Annotated in this window: 17 protein-coding genes; 5 read left to right on the top strand and 12 right to left on the bottom strand. The window is 72.7% G+C overall.

The window, feature by feature from the left end:
• Nucleotides 1-134 precede the first annotated feature (134 nt).
• A complete protein-coding gene (locus OHN19_RS29285) occupies nt 135-527 on the top strand; it encodes an excalibur calcium-binding domain-containing protein (protein ID WP_330267064.1) in 393 nt (130 codons plus the stop codon).
• A gap of 34 nt (nt 528-561) precedes the next feature.
• On the opposite strand, the gene OHN19_RS29280 is transcribed toward OHN19_RS29285, so the two are convergent.
• The 3 genes from OHN19_RS29280 to OHN19_RS29270 form a co-directional block, all read right to left on the bottom strand.
• Entirely contained in the window at nt 562-960 is a 399-nt protein-coding gene (locus tag OHN19_RS29280) for a DUF4440 domain-containing protein (protein ID WP_330267063.1), read from the bottom strand.
• A 149-nt stretch (nt 961-1109) separates the two neighbouring features.
• Nucleotides 1110-3830 (bottom strand): pyruvate, phosphate dikinase, encoded by a 2721-nt coding sequence (ppdK, locus tag OHN19_RS29275; protein ID WP_330267062.1) that lies wholly within the window; start codon nt 3828-3830, stop codon nt 1110-1112.
• Between the two features lie 383 nt (nt 3831-4213).
• On the bottom strand, nt 4214-5416 hold the full coding sequence (locus OHN19_RS29270) for an ROK family protein (protein ID WP_330267061.1): 1203 nt from the start codon (nt 5414-5416) through the stop codon (nt 4214-4216).
• Between the two features lie 120 nt (nt 5417-5536).
• Here OHN19_RS29270 and OHN19_RS29265 point away from each other — a divergent pair, with 120 nt between their 5' ends.
• The 3 genes from OHN19_RS29265 to OHN19_RS29255 all read left to right on the top strand — a co-directional run bounded on the left by OHN19_RS29265 (nt 5537) and on the right by OHN19_RS29255 (nt 10825).
• Complete coding sequence (locus OHN19_RS29265; protein WP_330267060.1) at nt 5537-6985, top strand: MGH1-like glycoside hydrolase domain-containing protein; 1449 nt, start codon at nt 5537-5539, stop codon at nt 6983-6985.
• Nucleotides 6982-8922 (top strand): glycogen debranching N-terminal domain-containing protein, encoded by a 1941-nt coding sequence (locus OHN19_RS29260; protein WP_330267059.1) that lies wholly within the window; start codon nt 6982-6984, stop codon nt 8920-8922. The genes OHN19_RS29265 and OHN19_RS29260 overlap by 4 nt, the downstream gene beginning before the upstream one ends.
• Nucleotides 8923-9088: 166 nt before the next feature.
• Nucleotides 9089-10825 carry a CDP-alcohol phosphatidyltransferase gene (locus tag OHN19_RS29255; RefSeq protein ID WP_330267058.1) on the top strand — a complete coding sequence of 579 codons (1737 nt, stop codon included), beginning with the start codon at nt 9089-9091 and terminating at the stop codon, nt 10823-10825.
• 463 nt (nt 10826-11288) lie between these two features.
• Here the strand turns inward: OHN19_RS29255 and dusB are convergent, their stop codons facing one another.
• On the bottom strand, nt 11289-12431 hold the full coding sequence (gene dusB, locus OHN19_RS29250; protein ID WP_330267057.1) for a tRNA dihydrouridine synthase DusB: 1143 nt from the start codon (nt 12429-12431) through the stop codon (nt 11289-11291).
• A gap of 96 nt (nt 12432-12527) precedes the next feature.
• On the opposite strand from dusB, the gene OHN19_RS29245 reads away from it, so the two are divergent.
• Entirely contained in the window at nt 12528-13973 is a 1446-nt protein-coding gene (locus OHN19_RS29245) for an MFS transporter (RefSeq protein WP_330267056.1), read from the top strand.
• Between the two features lie 60 nt (nt 13974-14033).
• On the opposite strand, the gene OHN19_RS29240 is transcribed toward OHN19_RS29245, so the two are convergent.
• The 8 genes from OHN19_RS29240 to OHN19_RS29205 form a co-directional block, all read right to left on the bottom strand.
• Nucleotides 14034-18425 carry a cation-translocating P-type ATPase gene (locus OHN19_RS29240; RefSeq protein WP_330267055.1) on the bottom strand — a complete coding sequence of 1464 codons (4392 nt, stop codon included), beginning with the start codon at nt 18423-18425 and terminating at the stop codon, nt 14034-14036.
• Nucleotides 18422-18982, bottom strand: a complete 561-nt coding sequence (locus tag OHN19_RS29235) for a hypothetical protein (protein WP_330267054.1) — start codon at nt 18980-18982, stop codon at nt 18422-18424. Before OHN19_RS29235 ends, OHN19_RS29240 begins: the two co-directional genes overlap by 4 nt.
• Before the next feature lie 98 nt (nt 18983-19080).
• Nucleotides 19081-19944, bottom strand: a complete 864-nt coding sequence (locus tag OHN19_RS29230) for a LysR family transcriptional regulator (RefSeq protein WP_330267053.1) — start codon at nt 19942-19944, stop codon at nt 19081-19083.
• Between the two features lie 13 nt (nt 19945-19957).
• Nucleotides 19958-21187: an MFS transporter gene (locus OHN19_RS29225; RefSeq protein WP_330267052.1), complete on the bottom strand. Its 1230-nt coding sequence runs from the start codon at nt 21185-21187 to the stop codon at nt 19958-19960.
• Complete coding sequence (locus OHN19_RS29220; RefSeq protein WP_330267051.1) at nt 21184-22239, bottom strand: Gfo/Idh/MocA family protein; 1056 nt, start codon at nt 22237-22239, stop codon at nt 21184-21186. Before OHN19_RS29220 ends, OHN19_RS29225 begins: the two co-directional genes overlap by 4 nt.
• Entirely contained in the window at nt 22236-22745 is a 510-nt protein-coding gene (locus tag OHN19_RS29215) for a GNAT family N-acetyltransferase (RefSeq protein ID WP_330267050.1), read from the bottom strand. The genes OHN19_RS29220 and OHN19_RS29215 overlap by 4 nt, the downstream gene beginning before the upstream one ends.
• Complete coding sequence (gene hemA, locus OHN19_RS29210) at nt 22742-23983, bottom strand: 5-aminolevulinate synthase (protein WP_330267049.1); 1242 nt, start codon at nt 23981-23983, stop codon at nt 22742-22744. Before hemA ends, OHN19_RS29215 begins: the two co-directional genes overlap by 4 nt.
• A 168-nt stretch (nt 23984-24151) precedes the next feature.
• Entirely contained in the window at nt 24152-25045 is an 894-nt protein-coding gene (locus tag OHN19_RS29205; protein ID WP_330267048.1) for a helix-turn-helix transcriptional regulator, read from the bottom strand.
• Nucleotides 25046-25143: the final 98 nt, after the last annotated feature.

The following is a 25143-nucleotide window of genomic DNA, read 5'->3' as shown; positions in this document are numbered from 1 at the left end:
GCCACCGGTGTCGCGCTTGCGGAGAGCTACCTTCCGGTCACGTCACGTTCGCATCACGGGTTTCTCATGTGGCCGACACGGCATCCGGACCTCACTAGGTTCGTCACCTCTCACGAACCCGGAAGGACCCCGCTGTGAACCTGCTCCGCAAGCCCGGCGCCATCGTCGTCGCCGCGCTGGCCCTGGCCGTGCTGCCGGGTGCCGCGTCAGCCCATGACGGGGACCACCCGTTCGCGAACTGCACCGAGGCGTACGCCGCCGGATACGCGAACCTTCCCAAGGGCAACGAGCACTACGGCAGCCACCTGGACCGGGACGGCGACGGCATCGGCTGCGACCAGCCGCCCGCGGACTTCAAGGCCCACGACGACGACGTGACCGCCGGGGACCCCGGCCGGCAGAACCGGGACCTCGCCGAGACCGGCGGCGGCGACACCACGGTCTACTTCGCCGCCGCGGGTTCCACCGTGCTCCTCACGGGCGGCGCCCTGGTGGCATCGGCACGCAGGCGCCGCGCGACACGCTGACGACACGGACCGGCGGAATCGGCACCTGCACCGGTCAGGCGTGGTCGTACCAGGCCAGAGCCGCGATACGCCACCCCCGTGACGTACGGACGAACTGAACGGTCTTGGTCCCCCCGCCCTCGAACGGCTCCCCGTCCAGGACCCCGGACTTGCGGTACGTGCTGAACCGGGAGGCGATGTCACCCGCGATGTCGGTCCGTTCGGAGGTCTCCCACTCGGAGAAGTCCACCAGTCGTCCCTCGGTCAGCAGTCGCAGCCGGGGCTCGATGAACTCCTCCACGGTGTAGACCGTGAACTCCGGTCCGGTCTTGACGATCACGCCCCCGGGAAGGACCAGCCGCCGAATGCGTCCGACGTCGGCTGCCCTGCCGCCCCGGTTGTCGAAGGCCCCGAAGAACTCGGCGGTCACCGCGTCTAGTTCGCTCTTGGACATCGCGCGACGGTAACAGCCGTACCGAGCACGCACGAGAGGGCGGCACCCCCGCACAAGGGTGCCGCCCTCTCTTCGTGGTCCGGAGCCGCCGCCCATCGGTTGAGGGTCGGGGACGGGCGGCGGATCCGGGGTTGCAGGGGCCGTAGGGCCTACCGGTGGTCGCTGCCGTTCGCCGTGATCGCCGCGCGCCCCGCCTCCAGGCGGGCCACCGGGATGCGGAACGGGGAGCAGGAGACGTAGTCCAGACCCACCTCGTGGAAGAAGTGCACCGACTCCGGGTCACCGCCGTGCTCACCGCAGACGCCGAGCTTGAGGTCGGGGCGGGTCGCGCGGCCCGCCTCCGCCGCGAGCTTGACCAGGGAGCCCACGCCGTCCTTGTCGATCGTCTCGAACGGGCTGACTCCGAAGATGCCCTTCTCCAGGTACGCCGTGAAGAAGCTCGCCTCCACGTCGTCGCGGCTGAAGCCCCACACCGTCTGGGTGAGGTCGTTGGTGCCGAAGGAGAAGAACTCCGCCGCCTCCGCGATCTGACCGGCGGTCAGCGCGGCGCGCGGCAGCTCGATCATCGTGCCGATCGACAGCTTCAGCTCCACACCCGTGGCCGCCTCGACGTCCGCGACGACCTGGTCGGCCTCCTCGCGCACGATCTCCAGCTCCTGGACGGTGCCGACGAGCGGGATCATGATCTCGGCGCGCGGGTCGCCCTTGGCGTTCTTGCGTTCGGCCGCCGCCTCGGCGATGGCCCGTACCTGCATGGTGAACAGGCCCGGGATGACCAGACCGAGGCGCACGCCGCGCAGGCCCAGCATCGGGTTCTGCTCGTGCAGACGGTGTACGGCCTGGAGGAGCCGGAGTTCGTTCTCGTGCGGCTCCTGGCGGGACTCCGCGAGCGCCACGCGGACCGACAGCTCGGTGATGTCGGGGAGGAACTCGTGCAGCGGCGGGTCGAGGAGGCGGACCGTCACCGGCAGGCCGTCCATCGCCGAGAACAGCTCCACGAAGTCCTGCTTCTGGAGCGGGAGCAGCTCCTTCAGCGACTCCTCGCGCTCGGCCTCCGTGTCGGCCAGGATCAGCCGCTCGACCAGCTCACGGCGGTCACCGAGGAACATGTGCTCGGTACGGCACAGGCCGATGCCCTGGGCGCCGAAGCGACGGGCGCGCAGCGCGTCCTCGGCGTTGTCCGCGTTGGCGCGGACCCGCAGCCGGCGCTTGCGGTCGGCGAACGCCATGATCCGGTGCACGGCCTCGACCAGCTCGTCGGCGTCGTTGGCGCCCGCGTGCATCCGGCCCTCGAAGTACTCCACGACGGGAGACGGCACGACCGGGACCTCGCCGAGGTACACCTTGCCGGACGACCCGTCGATGGAGATGAGGTCGCCCTCCTCCACGACGTGCCCGCCCGGAACCGTCATCCGGCGCCGCTTGGTGTCGACCTCCAGCTCCTCGGCACCGCAGACACAGGTCTTGCCCATGCCGCGCGCGACGACGGCCGCGTGGGAGGTCTTGCCGCCGCGGGAGGTCAGGATGCCCTCGGCCGCGATCATGCCGTCGAGGTCGTCGGGGTTGGTCTCCCGGCGGACCAGGATGACCTTCTCGCCGGAACGAGACCACTTCACGGCGGTGTACGAGTCGAAGACCGCCTTGCCGACGGCCGCGCCCGGCGAGGCCGCGATGCCCCGGCCGACCTGCGCGACCTTGGTGTTCTCGTCGAAGCGCGGGAACATCAGCTGGGCCAGCTGGGCGCCGGTGACGCGCTGGAGCGCCTCGGCCTCGTCGATGAGGCCCTGGTCGACCAGCTGGGTGGCGATCCGGAAGGCCGCGCCCGCCGTGCGCTTGCCGACCCGGGTCTGGAGCATCCACAGCTGACCGCGCTCGATGGTGAACTCGATGTCGCAGAGGTCCTTGTAGTGGTTCTCCAGCGTCTCCATGATCTGCATCAGCTGGTCGTACGACTTCTTGTCGATCTGCTCCAGCTCCGCGAGCGGCACGGTGTTGCGGATGCCCGCGACGACGTCCTCGCCCTGGGCGTTCTGGAGGTAGTCGCCGTAGACGCCCTGGTGGCCGGAGGCGGGGTCGCGGGTGAAGGCGACGCCGGTGCCGGAGTCGGGGCCGAGGTTGCCGAAGACCATGGAACAGACGTTGACGGCCGTGCCCAGGTCGTGCGGGATGCGCTCCTGGCGGCGGTAGAGCTTCGCGCGGTCGCCGTTCCACGAGTCGAAGACCGCCTTGATGGCGAGGTCCATCTGCTCGCGCGGGTCCTGCGGGAAGTCCCGGCCGGCCTCCTTCTTGACGATCTTCTTGAAGGCGGTGACGAGCTTCTTGAGGTCGGCGGCCTCCAGGTCGGTGTCGACCGTGACCTTCTTGGCCTCCTTGGCCTTGTCGAGGGCCTCCTCGAAGAGGTCGCCGTCGACGCCGAGGACGGTCTTGCCGAACATCTGGATGAGGCGCCGGTAGGAGTCCCAGGCGAAGCGGTCGTCGCCGGCCTGCTGGGCGAGACCCTGGACCGACTTGTCGGAGAGGCCGATGTTCAGGACCGTGTCCATCATTCCGGGCATCGAGAACTTCGCGCCGGAGCGGACCGAGACGAGCAGGGGGTCGTCGGCCTGGCCGAGCTTCTTGCCCATGCGCTGCTCCAGCGCGTCGAGGTGCGCACTCACCTCGTCACGCAGTGCCGCGGGCTCCTCACCGCTGTCCAGGTAGACCTTGCAGGCTTCCGTCGTGATGGTGAAGCCGGGGGGAACGGGGAGTCCCAGGTTGGTCATCTCGGCGAGGTTCGCGCCCTTGCCACCCAGGAGGTCCTTGAGGTCCTTGTTTCCCTCGGTGAAGTCGTAGACGAACTTCGCTACGTGGGGTTCTTTGTTTTCCGACACGGGTCTCGACTCCCTCGAGGACGCGGTGGCTGCCCTGACGGCGAGGAACATACCCAGATCAAAGGCTTCTGGGTACGTCTGCTCGGGCGTCATACGCCCGTAACCAGTCGTCCGCCAGCGGATCGAAAGTCAAAGCTTGGCAAGCGTCAGCCGCCGGATGTTTTCATTTCTTGAAGGCAAGGGCGCTCACCCACCCCCGTTTCCGCTCACATGAGCGCACCAGCGCCACATCTGATTTCGATCGATGAACGATCAAGGGGTGGCACTCAGTGCCACCCCTTGGAGAAGTGCAGTCACCCAAGATCCGCTCATCTGAGCTTGACCCTTATCAGGCGTGGCGAGAATCACGCTGCCACAGCGAGCCGGATTTCACCATGCGGACCTCACACGCCCATCGCCAGCAACCGCTCCTCGACCCGCTCCGGCGCGTACAACCGCTCCACCACCAGCGCACCCGCGCCGACCAGCCCGGCCCGCTCCCCGAGCCGTGAGGTCACCACCTCCAGCCGGGCGGTGGAGCGCGGCAGCGCCCGCTGGTACAGGAGTTCCCTGACCCCCGTGAGGAAGGGAGTTCCGGCCAAATCCCCCGCGATCATCAGGACCCCGGGGTTCAGCAGGGTCACGACCGTCGCCAGCACGTCCCCGACCAGCCGCCCGGCCTCCCGCGCGAGCGCCGCCGCCTCCGGGTGCCCGGACGCGAGCAGGTCCCGCACGTCCGAGCCGGAGGCCGCCGGCACCCCGGCCTCGGCCAGCCGCCGGGCCACGGCACCGCCACTCGCCACGGCGGCGAGGCAGCCGTAGGAACCGCACCGGCACAGCGCCTCGGCACCGGCCGGCACCCGGATGTGGCCCAGGTCGCCCGCGCCCCCGTCGACGCCCCGGTAGACCGAGCCGTCGACCACGACCCCGGCGCCGATCCCGGTCGAGACCTTGACCAGCACGAACGCCGAGCAGTCGGGATACGCGGTGCGCTGTTCGCCGTACGCCATGAGGTTGGCGTCGTTGTCGACGAGCACGGGGACCGGGCCGGACCCGGTGTGCTCGGTGAAGGCTCCGGCGAGGCGGCCTCGTATGTCGTAGCCGTCCCAGCCGGGCATGATCGGCGGCTGGACCACCCGGCCGCTCTCCAGGTCCACCGGCCCCGGCACCGCGAGCCCGATGCCGCAGACCTCCTCGGCCCGGTGCCCCGCCTTCTCCAGCAGTTCGGCGAACCAGCGGCCCAGCTCGCCGAGCACGGCGTCCGGGCCGTCCTCGATCACCAGGGTGCCGCTGTGCTCGGCGAGGATCTCGCCGGTCAGGGAGAGCACGGCCGCGCGCGCGTGCCGGGTCTCCAGGTCGGCGGCGAGGACGACGGCGTGGGCGTCGTCGAACTCCAGGGTGATGGAGGGGCGGCCGCCCAGCGGGGAGTCGACGGGGCCCCCGGCGCCCTCGCGCAGCCAGCCCGCGCGGAAGAGCCGGTCGAGGCGCTGGCCGACGGTCGCCCGGGACAGTCCGGTGGCCTGCTGGAGCGCTCCGCGCGTGACGGCACGCCCGCTGCGGACCAGTTCGAGCAGATCTCCGGCGCCGGTCTGACTCCGTCCAGCCATGCGCACCCCCTTGTGTTTCTCAACTCTGCATTACATATTGGGTTTTGCGTGTTAAATAGACGTAACCCTACGGTAGCCCTGACCGAACCGGTCAGCCACACGTCTTTCGGGGAGCCCCGAGTGGATCGCACTGCCCAGCTCGTCAGCCCTTCCGCGGAGCGCTCGATCGCATACGATCCGCCGAACACGTCGGATTCCCTGCACGCCAGGGCGGCGAGGGTGCTGGAGGGCAACTGGACCGGCACCTCCACGGTCCCCTCGCGCGGCCTGTACCCGCACCAGTGGTCCTGGGACTCCGCGTTCATCGCGATCGGCCTGCGCCACCTCTCGCCGCTGCGCGCGCAGACGGAGCTGGAGACGCTGCTCTCGGCCCAGTGGGGCGACGGGCGGATCCCGCACATCGTGTTCAACCCCTCCGTACCGCTCGACGCGTACTTCCCGAGCCCCGACTTCTGGCGCTCCTCGACCGCGGGGCACACCGCCGGCGCCCCGCGCACCGTACAGACGTCCGGCATCGTGCAGCCACCGGTGCACGCCCTGGCCGCGTGGCTGGTCCACCGCGCCGACCCCGGCCTCTCCCGGGCCCGCGGCTTCCTCGCCCGGGTCTACCCGCGCCTGGCGGCCTGGCACCGCTACCTCCTGCACCGCCGCGATCTCGGCGGCGGCGGCCTCGCGTCCGTCGTGCACCCCTGGGAACAGGGTATGGACAACAGCCCCGCCTGGGACCTCCCCCTGTCCCGCGTCACCCCGGCCCCGGCCCGCTCCTTCCGCCGCGCCGACCTCGACCACGGGGCGGCCGAGGACCGGCCGACGGACCTGGACTACGGGCGGTACGTGCGGCTCGCGACGGAGTACCGGGACGGCGCGTACGCCGACGGCGCCGGGGAGTTCGCGGTGGAGGACCCCGCCTTCAACGCCCTCCTGATCGCCTCCGAGCACGCGCTGGCCCGGATCGCCGAGGAGCTGGGCGCCACCGGCACGGCCCGGCACACGCGCGCGGAACGGCTGACGGAGGCGTTGGTGGAGCGGCTGTGGGACGCCGGCCGGGGGATGTTCCTGTGCCGGGACCTGCGGGACGCGGGCGCGGCCGGCGGTTCCCTCGTCCCCGAGCGCGGGGTCTCCGGCCTGGTCCCCCTGCTGCTGCCCGGTCTGCCCCGCGAGGTCGTCCAGGCGCTCGTGCGTACCGCGACCGGCCCGCACTTCGGACTCGGCGCCGAGACCAGGCTCCCGCCGAGCTACGACCTTCTCGGCGAGGCCTTCGACCCGCACCGGTACTGGCGCGGCCCGGCCTGGTTCAACACGAGCTGGCTGCTGGAGCGGGGCCTGCGCACCCAAGGCGAGCGCCGACGCGCCGACGCGCTGCGGGAGTCGGTGCTCGACCTCGCCGCGGCCACCGACTTCGCGGAGTACGTCGACCCGTACACCGGCGCGGCCTGCGGGGCGACCGGCTTCAGCTGGACGGCCGCGCTCGCACTCGACCTGCTGCACAGCGACACCGCGACCACCGGGGTGACCACCGGCACCACGGTCACGGCGGACATGGGATTCAAGGGAGGGAACCGGCGATGACGGACCGGCATCATCTGCTCGTGCACGGCGGGACGTTCGCGGCCGTGGGTGACGGCGGGGACATCAGCGGGGTCCGGGGCGGCGGCAGCTCCCCGGACGGCCTGTTCGTACGGGACGCCCGGCATCTGAGCCGCTGGCAGCTCACCGTCGACGGCGCGGTCCCGGAGACCCTGTCACCGGTCGCCGACGGCGACACCGCCCGCTGCGTCCTGGTCCCCCGGGGCGGCCGCCAGGAACCCCCCGCCCACACCCTGTTCCGCGAACAGGCCGTGGGGGACGGCTCGTTCGTCGAGTCCCTGCGCGTCACCAGCAACCGCCCGGTGCCCACGACGGTCCGGCTCGCGGTCACCGCGGACGCCGACTTCACCGACCAGTTCGAACTCCGCTCCGACTACCGCACCTACACCAAGACCGGCGCCACCCGCTCCCGCGAAGTCCTCGACGACGGCGTGGAGTTCACCTACCAGCGCCGAGAATGGCGTTCGTGTACGACGGTGACGGCCGACCCCGCCCCGGACGGCGTCGAGGAGACGGGCACCGGAGCACGGCGCCTGGTGTGGACGCTGGACCTGGAACCGCACGGCTCGGCGGAGCTGACCCTGCGGGTGATGGCCCGCCCGCACGGCGACAAACGGGCCCGCCGGGTACCGAGCTCCCCCGCCGCCCTGAACCGCCAACTCCTGCGACTGGAGGGCGAGTTCGTGGAGGGAGTGGCCTTCCCGACCGGCTGGCCGGAGCTCGCGGCGGCCTGCGCCCGCGGCCTCGCCGACCTGGCCTCGCTCCAGGTGCCGGCCACGGGCCCGGACGGCGAGGACCTGCGCGTCCCGGCCGCGGGAGCCCCCTGGTTCCTCACGCTGCTCGGCCGCGACGCCCTCCTCACCTCCCTGTTCGCCCTCCCCTACCGTCCCCAGCTGGCCGCCGCGACCCTCCCCGCGCTCGCCGCGACCCAGGCCACCGAGACCGGCGCGGCCTCCGTCGCCCAGCCCGGCAAGATCGTGCACGAGGTACGGCACGGCGAGCTGGCGCACTTCGGGCAGGTGCCGTACGGCCGCTACTACGGCTCGGTCGACGCCACCCCGCTCTTCCTGGTCCTCCTCGGCGCGTACGTGGAGCAGACCGGGGACGCCTCGCTGGCCCGGCGCCTGGAGTCCCACGCCCGCGCCGCGATCGGCTGGATGCTCGACCACGGCGGTCTGACCTCGCGCGGCTACCTCGTCTACCGCGCCGACCAGGGCGGCCTCGCCAACCAGAACTGGAAGGACTCCCCCGGCGCGATCTGCGGCGCCGACGGCACCCGCGCGAGCGGCCCGGTGATGGCGGCGGGCGCCCAGGGCTACGCGTACGACGCGCTGCGCCGCACCGCGTGGGTCGCCCGCACGGTGTGGAAGGACGAGACCTACGCGGCCCTCCTCGAACAGGCCGCGGCCGACCTGCGGGACCGTTTCCAGCGGGACTTCTGGATGCCGGACCGCACGTTCCCCGCCCTCGCGCTGGACGGGGAGGGCCGCCAGGTCGACGCCCTGGCCTCCGACGCGGGGCATCTGCTGTGGTCCGGGCTGCTCGACAAGGAGTACGGCGAGATGGTCGGCCGCCGACTGCTGGAACCGGACTTCTTCTCCGGGTGGGGAGTGCGGACCCTGGCCGCCGGACAGCCGGCGTACCACCCGCTGTCGTACCACCGAGGCTCGGTCTGGCCGCACGACAACGCGCTGATCACCCTCGGCCTCGCGCGCTACGGCCTGCACGACGAGGCACGGGCGGTGGCGCACGGGCTGGTGGACGCGGCGACGGCCACCGGTCACCGGCTGCCGGAGGTGCTGGCGGGGTACGGCCGGGAGTCCCACGGGGAGCCGGTGCCGTATCCGCACGCGTGCGTGCGGGAGTCCCGCTCGGCGGCGGCGCCGCTCGCGTTGCTGACGGCGGTTGGCGGCGCGTAGCGCTCCGCGGGCAGAGCCGCGGAACCTGACCGTTGACCAAGCGTTGGGGCGGTGTTTGCCCTAGGACGTGAACTGTGGCCCGAGGTGGGCCGTACGGGAATGTGGCGGATCCGAGACCCCATATCGGGTCCGCCTTCTACCAGGACCCGTACGGAAGGACCCTCGGGTGTCCGAGACCCTTGCAGAGATCACGTCACCCGAGGCCGAGGCGACCGAGGCGGACAAGCCGTCCCTGCGCAAGCGGTTCGCCCGTTGGCGCGACGCGCACCCCACCGCCGTACGGAACACCCGCTGGGCGCTCAATGCCCTCGCCGCGCTGCTGGTCCTCGGAGCCCTGCTGCTGCCGAACAAGATCGCGAATCTGCACGCAGGGGAGTTCCTGCGGATCCCGGCCGAGGCGATCCTGGGGGCGGCCCTGGCGCTGGCGCTGCCGCGTCGGCCGCGGCTCGCCCTGGCCGTACTGGCGGGGGTGGGGCTCGGGGTGATGACGATCCTGAACCTGCTCGACATGGGGTTCTACGACTACCTGGGACGCGCCTTCAACCCCGTCCTCGACTGGGAGCTGCTCGACGACGCGCGGTCGTACGTGGCCGACTCGATGGGCCAGGGCGTGGCCATCGGTGCCGTGGTCGGCGTGACCGTCCTCGTGCTCCTGGTGCCGGCCGTCATGACGCTGGCGATGGTCCGGCTGAGCGGCCTGCTGGCCCGGCACCGGCAGAAGGCGACCCGGGGCACCCTCGTCGCGGCCACCGTGTGGGTCACCTGCTCCGCCCTCGGACTCCAGGTCTTCGGAACCCCGCTCGCCTCCGAGCACACCGCCGCGCTCACCGGGCGCCAGGCCAAGCGGGTGCTGTACACGCTGCGGGACGAGGCGGAGTTCCAGAAGGTGGCCAAGGTCGACGCGTTCGGGAACACGCCGGGTTCCCAGCTGGTGCCCGACCTGCGGGGCAAGGACATGATCTTCACCTTCATCGAGAGCTACGGCCGCAGCGCCGTCGAGGACCCGGTCATCGCGCCCGGCGTCGACAAGACCCTCGACACCAGCACGGCGGCCCTCGCGAAGGCCGGCTTCCACGCGAAGAGCGGCTGGCTGACCTCGGCGACGTACGGCGGCAGCAGCTGGCTGGGTCACTCCACCACCCTCTCCGGCCTGTGGATCGACAACCAGCAGCGCTACCGCACGGTCATGGCCAGCGACCACCTCAGCCTCACCAAGGCCTTCAAGAAGACCGGCGACTGGGACACGGTCGGGGTGATGCCGGGTGTCCAGAAGGGCTGGCCGGAACAGGCGTACTACGGCCTCGACAAGGTCTACAACGCCTTCCAACTCGGCTACCAGGGACCCAAGTTCAGCTGGTCCACCATGCCCGACCAGTACGCCCTGGAGGCCTACCAGAAGCAGGTCCACGGCAAGAAGCGCACCAAGCCGCTGATGTCCGAGATCATCCTGACCTCCAGCCACCAGCCCTGGGCCCCGATCCCCAAGATGGTCGACTGGAACGACCTGGGTGACGGCTCGGTCTTCAAGGCCATCCAGAAGGCCGGCAACAAGCCGTCCGACATCATCGCCAACTCCACCCGCTCCAAGCAGGAGTACGGCAAGTCCATCTCCTACTCGGTCACGTCCCTCACCCAGTGGCTGGAGCGCTACGGCACCGACGACACGGTCCTCGTCTTCCTCGGCGACCACCAGCCGATCGCCCGCGTCAGCGGCGAGAACGCGAGCCGTGACGTCCCGATCTCGATCGTGGCGAAGGACCCCAAGGTCCTGTCCGCGATCGCCTCCTGGAACTGGACCGACGGCCTGAAGCCGGCCCACAACGCCCCGGTCTGGAAGATGAGCTCATTCCGAGACCGCTTCCTGACGGCGTACGGCTCGACCCCGCATCCGTCGAAGGGATAGTGCGCCCCCGCTGCGCTGGGCTTGGGCCGGGCGCCTATGGGGGTGCCGGGTGCGGTTGTCGGGCGGGTGCGGGTGCGTTGTGGCTGGTCGCGCAGTTCCCCGCGCCCCTAGGGGGTTGCAGTTGGCCTGCGACACGACGGGACCGTCAGCCGCCTGCGCGCCCGCTCCCCTCGGGCCGTCAGCCGCCTGCGCCCGCCCCCATGCACCGTTCGCCGCGCACGGCGCGAAGGGGACGGGGTGGGGGGTGTCCGCCCGCAGCGGCCGGCGTCCGGAACCGAGCCCCGTGTGAGTGACCGAGCCGCCGGACCGAGGACGGACACCCCCCACCCCGGCACCGACCCACCCACCGGACCGAATGCGCTACGCACGCCCCCACCGGACAGCAAGGGGCCGCCGCAGGCCCCTCAGGGGCGCGGGGAACTGCGCAAAAACGCCCGCCCCCACCGAACCCGCACACACCCCGTCAGCCCCCCGACGTATCCACCTCCGCATCCTCCCCAACCCCCGCCGCACAGTCATACGGATCCCGCAGCCACCCATCCGGCAGCACAACCCTGTTGTTCCCCGACGTCCGCCCCCGAGGCCCATCCGCCCCCACCGGCCACGACTGATCCAGATCCAGCTCGTCCAACCCAGCCCGCAGCTCCGCCAACGACGACGTGATCGCCAGCCGCTTCCGCATCTCCGAGCCGACCGCGAACCCCTTCAGGTACCAGGCCACATGCTTGCGGAAGTCGATGACCCCCCGCGCCTCGTCCCCGATCCACTCCCCCAGCAGCGTCGCGTGCCGCACCATCACGTCCGCGACCTCCCGCAACGCCGGACGACGGAAATCGGTCCGCCCCTCGAACGCCGCCACCAGATCCGCGAACAGCCACGGCCGCCCCAGACACCCCCGGCCCACGACGACCCCGTCACAGCCCGTCGAACGAACCATCCGCAGCGCGTCCGACGCCGACCAGATGTCGCCGTTCCCGAGCACGGGAATCTCCGGCACATGCTCCTTCAGACGCGCGATCGCGTCCCAGTCCGCCGTACCGCCGTAGTGCTGGGCAGCGGTCCGCCCGTGCAGAGCGATCGCCGTCACGCCCTCCTCGACCGCGATCCGCCCCGCGTCCAGGTAGGTGATGTGGTCGTCGTCGATCCCCTTGCGCATCTTCATGGTGACCGGCAGATCCCCCGCCCCGCTCACCGCCTCCCGGAGGATCGCCCGCAGCAGGGGCCGCTTGTACGGCAGCGCCGACCCCCCGCCCTTGCGGGTCACCTTCGGCACCGGGCACCCGAAGTTCAGGTCGATGTGGTCGGCGAGGTCCTCCTCCACGATCATGCGGACGGCCTTGCCGACGGTGGCGGGGTCGACGCCGTACAGCTGGATCGAACGAGGCTTCTCGGTCTCGTCGAAGTGGATCAGCTGCATGGTCTTCTCGTTGCGCTCGACCAGCGCCCGAGTCGTGATCATCTCGCTCACGAACAGCCCTTTGCCCCCGCTGAACTCTCTGCACAGGGTGCGGAAGGGCGCGTTGGTGATCCCGGCCATGGGGGCGAGGACGACGGGCGGCTGGACGGTGTGCGAGCCGATCTGGAGCGGCGAGGCGGTCGTGGACATTCCCCCATTGTCACGCACGCCCCGGGGTACCCGTACGTCGATCATGTACCGACCATTAGTTAGACGCACTATCGAAATCGGCGTACGATGAACCGCATGCCCGAGCTCAGCCACCGCCGACGCATGCTGGTCCTCGCGATCTGCTGTATGAGCCTTCTGATCGTGAGCCTCGACACCACCGCGCTCAACGTCGCCCTGCCCGCCCTCCAGCGCGGTCTGGACGCGAGCACGGCGGGCCTCCAGTGGACGATCGACGCCTACACGCTCGTCCTCGCCTCCCTGCTGATGCTGGCCGGTTCCACCGCCGACCGGATCGGCCGCAAGCGGGTCTTCATGGCCGGCCTGGTCGTCTTCACGATCGGCTCCGCGCTGTGCTCCGCCGCCCCGAACCTGGACGCGCTGATCGCGTTCCGCATGGTGCAGGCGGTCGGCGGCTCGATGCTCAACCCGGTCGCGATGTCGATCATCACCAACACCTTCACGGACCCGCGCGAGCGGGCACGGGCGATCGGGGTGTGGGGTGCGGTCGTCGGCATCTCCATGGCCGCCGGTCCGCTGGTCGGCGGGGTGCTCGTGGACGCGGTCGGCTGGCGCTCGATCTTCTGGGTCAACCTGCCCGTCGGGCTCGCCGCCCTGCTGCTCACCCTGCGGTACGTCCCCGAGTCCCGGGCGCCCAGGGCCCGCCGGCCCGACCCGGTCGGACAGGTCCTCGTGATCGCCCTGTTCGGCTCGCTGACGTACGCGATCATCGAGGCGCCGACCTCCCCACTCGCCTCGGTCCTGCCCTTCGCCGCGGTGGCCGTCGTCGCGCTGGCGGGACTCCTCTGGTACGAGCCCCGGCGCGACGAACCCCTTATCGACCTGCGTTTCTTCCGGTCCGCGCCCTTCAGCGGGGCGACGGTGATCGCGATCAGCGCGTTCGCGGGGCTCGGCGGGTTCCTGTTCCTGTCGACGCTGTACCTCCAGAACGTCCGGGGGCTGGACGCGCTGCACGCGGGCCTGTGGATGCTGCCGATGGCGGTGCCGATGTTCCTGTGCGCGCCGCTCGCCGGGCGGCTGGTGGGGAGCCGGGGGCCGCGGCTGCCGTTGGTGGTGGCGGGGTTCGCCATGACCGCGAGCGGGGTGCTGTTCGCGGCCTTCGACGCGGAGACGTCCGACGTGACGCTGCTGCTGGGGTACGTGGTGTTCGGGATCGGGTTCGGGTTCGTGAACGCGCCGATCACGAACACGGCGGTGTCGGGGATGCCGCGGGCGCAGGCGGGGGTTGCGGCGGCGGTCGCCTCCACGAGTCGTCAACTCGGGCAGACGCTCGGGGTCGCCGTGATCGGGGCGGTGCTGGCGTCCGGGGTGAGCTCCTCGTCGTACAAGGAGAAGTTCGTGTCCGCCGCGGTGCCGGGATGGTGGATTCTGGCCGGGTGTGGGCTCGCGGTGCTGACTTTGGGTGCGGTGACCACGGGGCCGTGGGCTCGGCGGACTGCTGAACGCACGGCTGATCGGCTGGAGTCCGGGGAGGTTCGCGAGGCCGCGGGGGTCAGCGCTTAGGTCGGCGGCTGACCGCCGGTGGGGGCTTGTCGCGCAGTTCCCCGCGCCCCTGAAGGTCGGTCAGCCCAACCCCGATCGATCTCGTACCGTTCGCTCCACGGCCGGTAGAAACCTCTGGCCCGCCACCGCCAGCCCGATCGCCGCCCCCACCCCCGCCCACGCCACCGGGCCCAGCGGTGTACAGCCGAACAGCTGGCTCACTCCCGGTGTTTCCACCACCGCGAACAGGACCGCCGCCGAGCCCAGGGACGTCACGCGGACCAAGGGGCTCTCCTTGCGGTCCGCCCAGGTCTGGGCCAGCTGCGTGCCCACCACCGCGCACAACGCCATCGTCGTCGAGCGGCGGGCCGTGCCCGGGGTGAAGCGGCCGATGAGCCAGGCGACCGTCGCGCCGAGGCAGGTGGTGAGGGCGCGAGCGCGGATCTGGTGGGTGAGGGAGGGGCCGAGGACCGTGTCGACCGAGGGGTCGTCGTCCGTCGGTTTCTCCGTCGGCGTGACCGCCACCGCCATCGCCGGGAACAGGTCGGTGAAGAGGTTCACCAGGAGCATCTGACGGGTGGACAGGGGCGCGGCGCCCGAGAGGAGGGTGCCGAGGATGCCGAAGCCCACCTCGCCCGCGTTGCCGCCGATGAGGATGGCGATGGCGTCGGCGACGCTGTGCCACAGGGCGTGGCCCTCGCGGACGGCCTCGATGAGGACGGAGAGGTCGTCGCCGGTGAGGACGAGGTCGGCGGCGTTGCGGGCGGCCGCCGACCCGCGGGCGTTGATGCCGACGCCGATGTCGGCGGCGCGGATGGCGGCCGCGTCGTTGGCGCCGTCGCCGACCATGCCGACGACCCGGCCCGCGTCCCTGAGCGCCTCGACGACCTGGAGTTTCTGCTCGGGCGCGACCCGGGCCACGACATCGGCGTCGCGCAGCATCCGGGAGCGGGCGGTGCGGTCGGCGGCGGCGAGTTCGTCGCCGGTGACGACGGTGGCGTCCTCGGGCCAGCCGAGGTCGGTGGCGATGGCGTGGGCGGTCCGCGGGTGGTCGCCGGTCAGCACGACGGGCCGTACGCCCGCCTCGCGCAGCCCGTGCACCAGGGCGGGCGAGGTCTCCCGGGGAACGTCGGCGAGACCCAGCAGACCCACGAACTCCAGGTCCCGCAACGGCTCTTCGAGTACGGCCTTCCCGTCGGCGTGCGCGTCACCGTTCCCGTTTCCGTCGCCGTCGAGCGGGCGGCGGGCCACCGCCAGGACGCGCAGTCCGTCGGCCGCGAGGGAGTGCGCCCGGTCCTCGGCGTCGGCGGGGAGGCCGGTGCAGGCCGGCAGGACGGTTTCCGGGGCGCCCTTGACCACCAGGACCGGGGTGTCGTCGCCGGTGTGTCCGACGGCGGCCGCGTAGCCGCGGGCGGCCTCGAAGGGCAGGCCCTCCAGCTGGGTCCAGCGCTCGTCGGGGGCGGCCGCGTCCAGGACGGCCTCGTCGGTCGCGTGGGCCGGGCGCTCATCGGAGTCGCCGTCGAGCTGGGGGCAGGCGCGGGCCGCGACACGCAGCGTGTCGTCGGCGCCGGGTTCGCCGGGCGTGTGGGGGGTGCCGTCCGGGTCGGTGACGCGGACCAGGCGCAGCCGGTTCTCGGTGAGGGTGCCGGTCTTGTCGAAGCAGATGGTGTCCATACGGCCCAGCGCCTCCAGGGTGCGCGGGGCGCGGACCAGGATGCCGTGCTCGCTGAGCCGGCGGGCGGCCGCGAGCTGCGCGACCGTGGCGACCAGCGGCAGCCCTTCCGGTACGGCGGCCACCGCGACCGCCACTCCCCCGCTGACCGCCTGCCGCAGGGGTGTGCCGCGCACCAGGGCGAGCCCGGTGACCGCGGCGCCACCGGCCATCGTCAACGGCAGTGCCTTGCGGGTGAGTTCCTGGAGCCGGGCCTGGACTCCGGCGGCGGCCGGGGTGCGGGCGGCGAGCGCGACGGCGCGGGCGGCCTCGGTGCGTTGGCCGGTGTCCACGACGACCGCGCGGGCGTGTCCGGCGACCACCGTCGTCCCCTCGAAGACCATGCAGTGCCGTTCGGCGACGGGGGCGCGCGGGCTCGGGTCGGTGCGCTTGTCCACCGGGAGGGACTCGCCGGTCAGCGCGGACTCGTCGACCTCCAGGCCGTCCTCCCACAGCAGGCGGGCGTCGGCGGGCACCACGTCGTCCAGGGTGAGCTCGATGATGTCCCCGGGGCTGAGCCTGGCGGCGTCGACCACGTGCGGTTCCTCGTCGCGGTCCTCCTCCGCCACCCTGGCCTTCTGCTGCTGCTGGGCGAGCAGCCCGGACAGGGCCCGCTCGGCGCGCAGCCGCTGGAGCCCGCCGACGAGCGCGTTCAGGTCGAGGGCGCCGACCACCAGCAGGGCGTCCATCGCGGAACCGAGGATCGCGGAGGCGGCCGAGCCGACCGCCAGGACCGGGGTGAGCGGGTCGTCCAGCTCCCCGCGCACGGCCCGGGCGAGCTGCGCGGACCACCGGGCGGGGGCCAGCACGGGCAGTCGTACGACGGTGTCGGCGGCGGTGCGCACCCGTGCGGTGGTCTGCTCGACGAGCGTCGGCTCCGGGGGCGCGTCCCGCTCCAGCCGGTCGCGGACGTCGTCCGGGTCCAGGGCGTGCCAGGCCACCCGGGGCCGTGGGTGCGGCAGGCCGGTGGTCGCGACGCGCAGGGCGGCGCGGGCGCCGGTGAACAGGGCGGCGGCCGCGGCGGCGTCGACGGGCGCGTGCCGGAGGCCGGGGAGTGCCGTACGGCGGCCGCCGCGGCCCGACTCGCCGACGGCGACGAGGAGTCCGGACAGGGCGGCCCCGGAGCGGGCCAGGGTCTGGGAGCGGCGGCCGACCCCGCGGGCGGCCGGGACGGCGGTCAACAGCCGCCAGACGTCGGGGAGTCCGTGCGGGGCGAGGAGGTCGGCGCCCCAGGCGACCGCGCAGCCGCCGTCGGTGAGGGAGACGGCGATGTCGCCGCGCAGGAGTCCGGCGACGACATCGGGGTCCTGCGGGCGGGCGACGGTGAGGACGCCGCCCGCGCCTTCGCTCCCGTCTTCGCTCTCGTCGCGGAGTTGGTCGACGACCTCCCTCAACGGCTGTTCGGCGGACACGACTTGGTCGGCGAGGCCGGTGAAGTCGGCGAGGGCGGGGTCGTCCACGACGACGACCCTCAGTCCGGCGCGACGGGCCGCGTCCAGCACGGGTTCGGCCCAGGGGTCGGCGCCCGCGCCCGGGGTGCGCAGGGCGCTCGAGTGCAGCAGGACGGTGCCGACGGTCTCCAGCAGGCGCAGCCGGTCCGGGTCGCGCACCAGGACGCCGGAGCGGGACAGGGCGGCGCTCAGCACGGCGTGGTAGGCGGCGGGGCCGTAGCGCGCGGCCTTGGGGGAGCCCGCGAGGACGGCCTCCGCGGCCTCGGTCACGTCGTGCTTGACGAGCAGCGCGGCGACGGCGCCGGCGAGGCTTCCCGCGGAGGCGTGGCTCGCGTACTCCTGGGCGGGCGACGGGAGCGGGGGCGGGCGCAGGGCCGGGTCCACGGGCACGCCGTCCCGGTCGGGGACGCACAGGTCGTCGTGGACGGCTTCGAAGGTCGCCGTCCGCACGATCGCCTCGGCCAGCTGGCAGGCGCGGAGCGTGCCGTCGAGCAGGAGGGAGGTGGGGCTCTGCCCCGCGCCGTGCACGGCGGCGTTCACGACGGCGAGCGCCACGTCGGTGCGCGCGTCGCCGAGCCGCCCGCGCAGCCAGCCCCTGAAGCGGGGGTTCTCCCGCAGCAGCATCACCGCCGCGGTCAGCGGCCGCGGCGAGGCCGGCAACCGCAGCGCGGACCCGGTGACCGCGGCGGCCACTCCTACGGCGTCTGCGCCGAGCGCCAGGGCGGCGGTCCGGACGGAGCCTGGGTCGCCGGGGTGGGTGAGCTCCTCGACGTCCTGTCCGTCCGCCACGAGTCCGTGGCGTTCGGCGAGCGTGGCGACCCGCTCCTCGACCCGCTCGGTGGCCACGCCCTCGACGGCGGTGACGACCAGCCGCCCGAGACCGCGGTCCCAGTAGGCCAGGGCGATGTCGGGATGCTCGGCGAGCGCGGCGGCGAGGTGGCGGGCGCGGTGTTCGGTGCGTCCCTCCGCTCCCTGCCTGCGTCCCTCCGCTCCCTGCGTGCGTCCGCGTCCGTCCTTGTCCTCCGCGAAACCCCTCACCTCCCCCGGTCCGTCCGTCTCCTCCGCGCGCAGCGGCACGTGGACGCGGGGGCCCGCTCGCCAGCCCTGGGGTGCGCCCGGGAGGGCCGCGCGGGCCACCCTCGCCGTGCGGGCCGCGAAGTCCGCGGTGCGGACACCGGCCCGGGCGGTTCCGGCCACCGCGCCGGCGGCGGCGCCGACCGCGGCGGGCGTGCCCCTGGCGAGGAGGCGGGGGCCGGCCAGGACGAGCTCCGCGGCGGCGGTCGTGGGGCGGGTGAGCAGTCCTCGGATCATCGCCGGTCCCCGGCGGAGCCTCGTGCCCCGCCACGGAGGCCGGACGGCGAGGCCGTCTCGTGCACGGGCAACCTGTCCGACGGCGACGAGGCGGCCGACGCCCCGGAAGACGTCGTAGCCGCGGAACCAGGCCCCCCGGAGGACGGTGTTCCGTGGGTCGAGGCCAGTACCCGCGGCGTGGGCCGGTCACCGAAGTCCCCGGGGTCCCCGAAGTCCCTGGAGCCCCCGGAGCCGTCCCCGGCACCCCCGTCGCTCTCCCGCTCCCCCGGCCTCGGCTGGGTCAGCCAGGCCACCGCCGCCCCGGTGACCGCGATCGGCCATTCCACGATGCCCGCGACGCCCAGCACTCCCGCGCCGGCGTACACCGCGAGCCGTCGGCCGCGTGGGGACACCGCCGCGACCCGGTCCAGCGTTCCCTCGGCCACCCGGCCCACGGTCCCGGCGCCGGGGACCTTTCCCAGTACCGACACGGCCGCCCGCAGCGGCTGCGGAAGCTGTAGCCGTGCCTTCTCCGGGGACTCGTGCGCTGCCTGCTGCGACGACTTCTGCTCGGCCATGATTCGCCTCGCCCGATTTGCTCGCCTGTGGGGGGTCTCACCTTCGGACCGCCCGAGTGCCCGCGCGCGGCACGCTCATCCCCCCGGACGGGGATTGATCAGGCGCTTACCAGTGCGGGCCGGGCCGCGTCCCGCAGTGCCTCGGCGAGGTGCTCCGCGTGGGGGTGGGGGTTGGTGCGCGGATAGGCGTAGTGGAGGACGGCCGGCGGGGCCCCGGCGAGCGGGAGGTAGAGGACGTCGGGGTCGGGGTGCTGGCTCGCCACTGACGCCGGAAGGACGCCCACTCCGCGGCGGGCGGCCACCGCGTGCAGGTACTCGTCCAGGTTGGCGGCCTCGGCCCCGATCTCGGGGCGGGCCCCCGCCGGCCAGTCGTCCGGCGTGAGGGTGCCGCTGACGGTGTTGAGGACCAGGCAGCGGCGGCCCAGATCGCGCCAGCTGACGCGGGACCGGGTGGCGAGGGTGGAGCGGACCGACACCGCCGCCACCCGCTCCTCGCGGGCGATCTCCACGCTGTGCAGGCGGGGGTCGTCGACCGCGCCCCACAGCAGCGCCGCGTCCACCGCCCCGGTGTGCACGCCGGCCAGCCGCTCGTCCCGGCGCACCGGTTCGACCAGGATGTGGTGCCGGCGTTCGACCAGGTCGATGGCGTCCCGGCCGCGTCGGCGGGGGAAGCCCCAGGTGTAGCCGAGGCTGAGGGGTTCGTCCTGCGGGACGGGACGCAGGGCCGCCTCCAGGCGGGGCAGCAGGACCTGGAGCTCGGTCCGCAGCCGCTCGCCGTCCGGGGTCAGCCGGGGGTGGCGGGTGGTGCGGTCGAGCAGCTGGCAGCCGACCTGCTCCTCCAGCCTGCGGATGGTGCGGCTGAGCGTGGGCTGGGGGATGCCGAGCCGTTCCGCGGCCCAGGTGAAGTGCTGTTCCTCGGCGAGCGTGAGGAAGCAGCGCAGCTGTTGCAGTCCTACGTCCATTGTCACGACGGTACTACTCACCCGCGGGGACCGATTCCGGCGTACGAACGTTCCGGCCAGGTGCCGTCTCCGCCTCCGCGGACCGGGGCATGCGGACCAGGACCAGGTGCAGCACCAGCCCGAGGGCCACGAGTCCGCCCGTCCAGTACGGCAGGTCCGCGGGGGCCACTCCGGCGGCGAGGACGACCCCGCCGAGGGCGGAACCGAGGGCGCTGCCCAGGTAGACGGCCGAGCTGTTGAGGGAGACCGCGACCGGCGCCTGGTCGGGGCGGGCGGCAATCAGCTGGTGCTGCTGGGGCACCTGGAGCGCCCAGCCGGTCGCGCCCCACACCACCAGCGGCACGGCGAGCACCCACGTGACGTGGGCCGCGACGGGCAGCAGCAGGTGGGACAGGCACAGCAGGAGCAGCACGACGGTGACGACGGCGTACGGCCGTCCGGTGCGGTCGACGATCCGGCCGATCAGGAGGCTTCCGGCCACGCCGCCCAGGCCCCAGGCCCACATCGCGCCGAGCGTGCCGTCGATGCCGCCGGCGTCGGCGAGGAAGGGCGCGAGGTAGGTGTACAGGCCGAGGCTGGTGACTCCGGCGATGAGCGACACCCCGGCGATCGCGGCGACGGGTCGCCGGGCCAGGACGCGGGCCCGCTCGCGCAGGGGCGGCGGCGGGGCGGCCTCCAGGCGGGGCAGGGCGAGCACGAGCCCGGCGATGGCGACGGCGCCGAGGCCGGTGATCAGCCAGAGCGTGCCGCGCCAGCCGACGTGGTCGGCGAGCAGCACGCCCACCGGTACGCCGATGACCGTGCCGATGCTCATGCCGCCCATGACGAGGGCGAGGGCCCGGCCGCGCCGCTCCTCCCCGGCGAGGGAGGCGGCGGTGGCCGCGGCCATCGGCGAGTAGACGCCCGCGCCGACACCCGCGAGGGCCCGGGCGACGAGCAGCACGGCCAGGCTGCCGGCGACGGCGGTCAGCGCGTTGGCGGCGGTGAACAGCAGGAGCGCCAGGGTGAGGACGGTCTTGGCGGGCCGTCCGGCCAGGGCGGTCGCGAACACCGGGGCGGCGAGGGCGTAGCAGAGGGTGAACAGGGTCACCATCTGGCCGGCCGCGGACTCGCTGGTGTGCAGGTCGGCGGCGACCTTGGGCAGCAGTCCGGCCATGACGTAGGCGTCGAGGCCGAGCGCGAAGGCGCCGAGGACGAGGATGGAGAGCCGGTTCATGGGGGTGGTGGGGGTGGGTGTGGTCATCCGAGGCGCTCCCAGTCCACTTCGGTCACCGGCGTGCGGCCCTGCGGGAAGTAGCGGGCCGGGCCGGTGGTGCGGGCGGTGGTTTCGATGTCGTTGAGCAGCCGCTGCGTGGCCACGGACTCGGCGAGCCCGGCGAACGGCACGCGCGGCGGGGTCCCGTCGGCGACATGGCGTACGACGTCCAGGGCGAGGCGGCGCAGTTTGACGACCGCGCGCTGTGCGTCGGGCACCTGGACGTCCCGGGTGTCGACCTCGCACAGGGTGTGCTCCTGGCCGTCCTCACGCCGCCAGACGCGCAGGTGGTCGGCGTCCCAGACGGGGGTGTCGTAGACGCAACTCGCGTACACCAGACCGCCGTTCGGGTCGCGGAAGGCGAGGTCGACGGTGCGCTGGCGGACGATGTTGGTGAAGCTGCTGTACACCGTCACCGGCGCCCCGCCGAGGGTGGCGGTCAGGGCGACGCTGTCGAGGACCTCGGGTCCGGAGACCGAGAAGTCGGAGGTGACGCCGAGCGCGTCGCGCACCTCCAGGGGCTCGTCGCCGCCCGTGACGTACCGGACCAGGTCGAGGCTGTGGATGACCTCGCTGGTGACGCCGACGGTGGGCCGGTGGTCGTTGATGCGGTCCTTGCCCCACGTCAGGTGGGCGCGGACGAGCCGGAGTTCGTGCTCGCGGACGTACGTGCGCAGGGCCTCGGTGGCGTCCGAGTAGCGCTCGACCAGGTCCAGGGCGAAGCCCCGGGCGTCGGTGAGGGCCTTGGCGACGGCGTCGAGGTCGTCGTGCGGGGAGGTGAGGGGTTTCTCGGCGAGGACGAAGCCGCGGTAGCCGTGCAGCCGGGTGAGGATGTCCGCGTGGGCGGAGTCGGTGGCGGCGACCACGACCAGGTCGGGGGCGTGCTCGGCGAGGGCGCCCTCCAGGGTCGGGTGGTACGGGATGTCCTCCCGGGTGCGGTGCCGGGCGTGGTAGGCCAGCTCGAACGGCTGGTCCAGGCTGCGGAAGGCGGTCAGGAAGCGGGAGCCGGCATATCCCATGCCGACGATCAGGATGTTCACGCGGCGACACTCCTCGACGTCAGTGTGCGGAACAGCAACTCCTCGCCGCTGGAGGCGAATCCGAGCCGTTGGTAGAAGCCGGTGGCGTTCTCGGTGGTCTGGAGCAGCACCTCGTCGACGCCCTGTCCGGCGAGCCAGCCGTGCAGGTGCTCGAGGAGCCGGGCGCCGAGTCCCTGGCCCCGGGAGGCCGGGTCGACCACGACGGACTGGAGCCAGCCCGCGCGGCCCGAGGGGCAGGCCGGTGAGGGGGCGCGCCGGTCGACGATCGCGGTCGCGCAGGCGGCGAGTCCGGTGCCGTCGGGCAGCGGGACGACCGCGACCCGGATGCCCTCCGGTTCGGTGAGCTGTTCGGTCAGCCAGGCCCGGTAGTCGCGCCGCCAGGCCTCCCGGGCCGCCGAACCGCCGGCCTTGTAGGGCAGGTCGGCGTCGGGCGCGTCGAGCAGATGGGCGCGTAGCCGGACGAGTTCCTCGATGTCCGCCAGGCCGGCGGGACGGACGACGGTCATGCCGCCACCGCCTCGGCGACGCGCTCGGCGCCGGCCGGCGGCTCGGCCCCGGCGAGGACCTCGGACAGCGCCTCCACGAGGTGGGCGATGTCGTCCTCGGTGTGGTTCGGGGTCACGTTGACGCGGAACCGCTCCGTCCCGACGGGCACGGTCGGGGAGTTGATGGGCTGGAGGTAGATGTCGTACTCGTCCAGCAGCCGTACGGCGGCCCGCTTGCAGGCGGTGGCGTCGCCGACCAGGACCGGCAGGACGTGGGTGGTGCTGCACGGCATCACGGTGATGCCGGCCGCGGTGAGCGCGTCGCGCAGCAGGCGGGTCTTGTCGTGCAGGGCCTGCCGTTCGGCCTCGGAGTTCTTCAGGTGCTCGACGCTGGCGTGGCAGGCGGCGACGACGGCGGGCGGCAGGGAGGTGGTGAAGATGAAACCGGAGGCGAAGCTGCGCACCGCGTCCACGAGGGTCGCGGAGCCGGCGATGTACCCGCCGATCACGCCGATCGCCTTGGCCATGGTGCCCTGCACGATGTCGACGAGGTGGTCGACGCCGAGGTCCGCGGCGATCCCGGAGCCGCGCGGACCGTACATGCCGATGGCGTGGACCTCGTCGAGGAACGTCAACGCGTTGTGCTCGCGGGCGAGTTCGACGATCTCCTCGATCGGGGCGACGTCGCCGTCCATGGAGTAGACCGACTCGAACACGACGATCTTGGCGCGGTCGTGGGGCTGCGCGGCGAGCAACTCCCGCAGGTGGTCGACGTCGTTGTGGCGGAACACCGCGCGTTCGGCGCGGGTGCTGCGGATGCCGTTGATCAGCGAGGCGTGGTTCAGCTCGTCGGACAGCACGACGGGGTCGGGCAGCAGCCTGAGCAGGCACTGGAGGGTGGCGTCGTTGGAACCGTAGCCGGTCGGGAAGACCAACGCGGCCTCCTTGCCGTGCCATTCGGCGAGCGAGGCCTCAAGTGCCCGGTAGTGGGCGTGGGTTCCGCCGATGTTGCGTGAACCGCCCGACCCGGCACCGTACTCGTCGACCGCGCGGTGCATGGCGTCCAGCACCTCGGGGTGCTGGGACATGCCGAGGTAGTCGTTGCTGCACCAGACGGTCACCTCCCGCCGGGTGCCGTCGGACAGCCGGCGCAGTGCCGTCGGATAGGCACCCGCCCGCCGGTCGATGTCCACGAACTCCCGGTCCTGTCCGCCCGCTCGCAGGTCACGCAGCTTCGCCGACAGGAACTGCTCGTACACGCTGATGTTCTCCCCTGTGACTGGGCCGTGCTTGTGGCACGGCCTCGATCAGTCCGGGAAGTACACCGAGCGGACGGGCGGTTGATCCAATACGTCAGGTGCATGTTGCATCCGTCTGCCGCATAAGAGGAGGTGGGAGCCGTGGGAGAACGGCGGTTGAGATCTCCCTCACGCGGCCTGGGAGACCCGCTCCAGGGCGATCGCGTGCAGCTTCTCCAGCCGCAGCCGGGACTCCTCGTCGGCGGGGGCGTAGGTCACCATGCGTGAGCCCGTCTCGGGGCTGAGCCACAGGTCGGTGTGGTCGACGGCGATGAGGCCGACGTACCGGTTGCGGAACTCCTTGCGGCGCGGGCGGGACGCCCCCACCTCGTGGCGGTCCCAGACCTCGCGGAACTCCGCGGACTCGCAGCGCAGCCGCTTCAGGAGCGTCTTCCAGGCGGGCTCGGCGAGGTGTCCGGCCATGCCGGCGCGGAAGCGGGCGGCCATCAGCCGCTGTGTGTCCTTCAGGTGCACGATCGAGGAGCGCCACTCCTCGTGGGTGTAGGAGAGCAGCATGGCGTTGCGGTCCTCGGGCGGCACCGCGTCCAGGTCGCACAGCAGCAGGCCGTAGGTGCGGTTGTAGGCGAGGATGTCGTAGCGGCTGTTGGACACGCAGGCCGGGATCGGACCCAACTGGTCGAGGACCAGCCGGAGTCCGGGTGTGATCGACGGGCAGACGGTGGCCGGCGTCGGGTCGACCGCCCCGGCGAGCTGGAAGAGGTGGGCCCGCTCGACGGGGTCGAGGAGCAGCGCCCGGGCGAGGGCGTCCAGGACCTGCACGGACACCTGGATGTCCCGGGCCTGCTCCAGCCAGGTGTACCAGGTGACGCCGACCGCGGAGAGGTGGGCGACCTCCTCCCGGCGCAGGCCAGGGGTGCGGCGGCGGGCGCCGCGGGGCAGGCCGACCTGCTCGGGGGTGATGTGCTCGCGCCGGTGGCGCAGGAAGGCGGCGAGCTCATGGCGCCGGATCTCCGCGGGGGACACGGGCGCGGGTACGGCGGTCTCCTGGGCCATGGTCGTCATGCCTCCCAGCCTGCCTCCACCGGGTCCCTGTTGCCAGGTGGTTCTTCTACCAGGATAAGGACACTCTGGTACCCCCCTGCGGACGGGCGCAGGCTCGA

Origin of the sequence: Streptomyces griseorubiginosus (assembly GCF_036345115.1) — a bacterium.
Lineage (GTDB): Bacteria > Actinomycetota > Actinomycetes > Streptomycetales > Streptomycetaceae > Streptomyces > Streptomyces griseorubiginosus_C.
The sequence above is the reverse complement of the archived record's forward strand: the minus strand, read 5'-3'. Positions and strand labels throughout refer to the sequence as shown.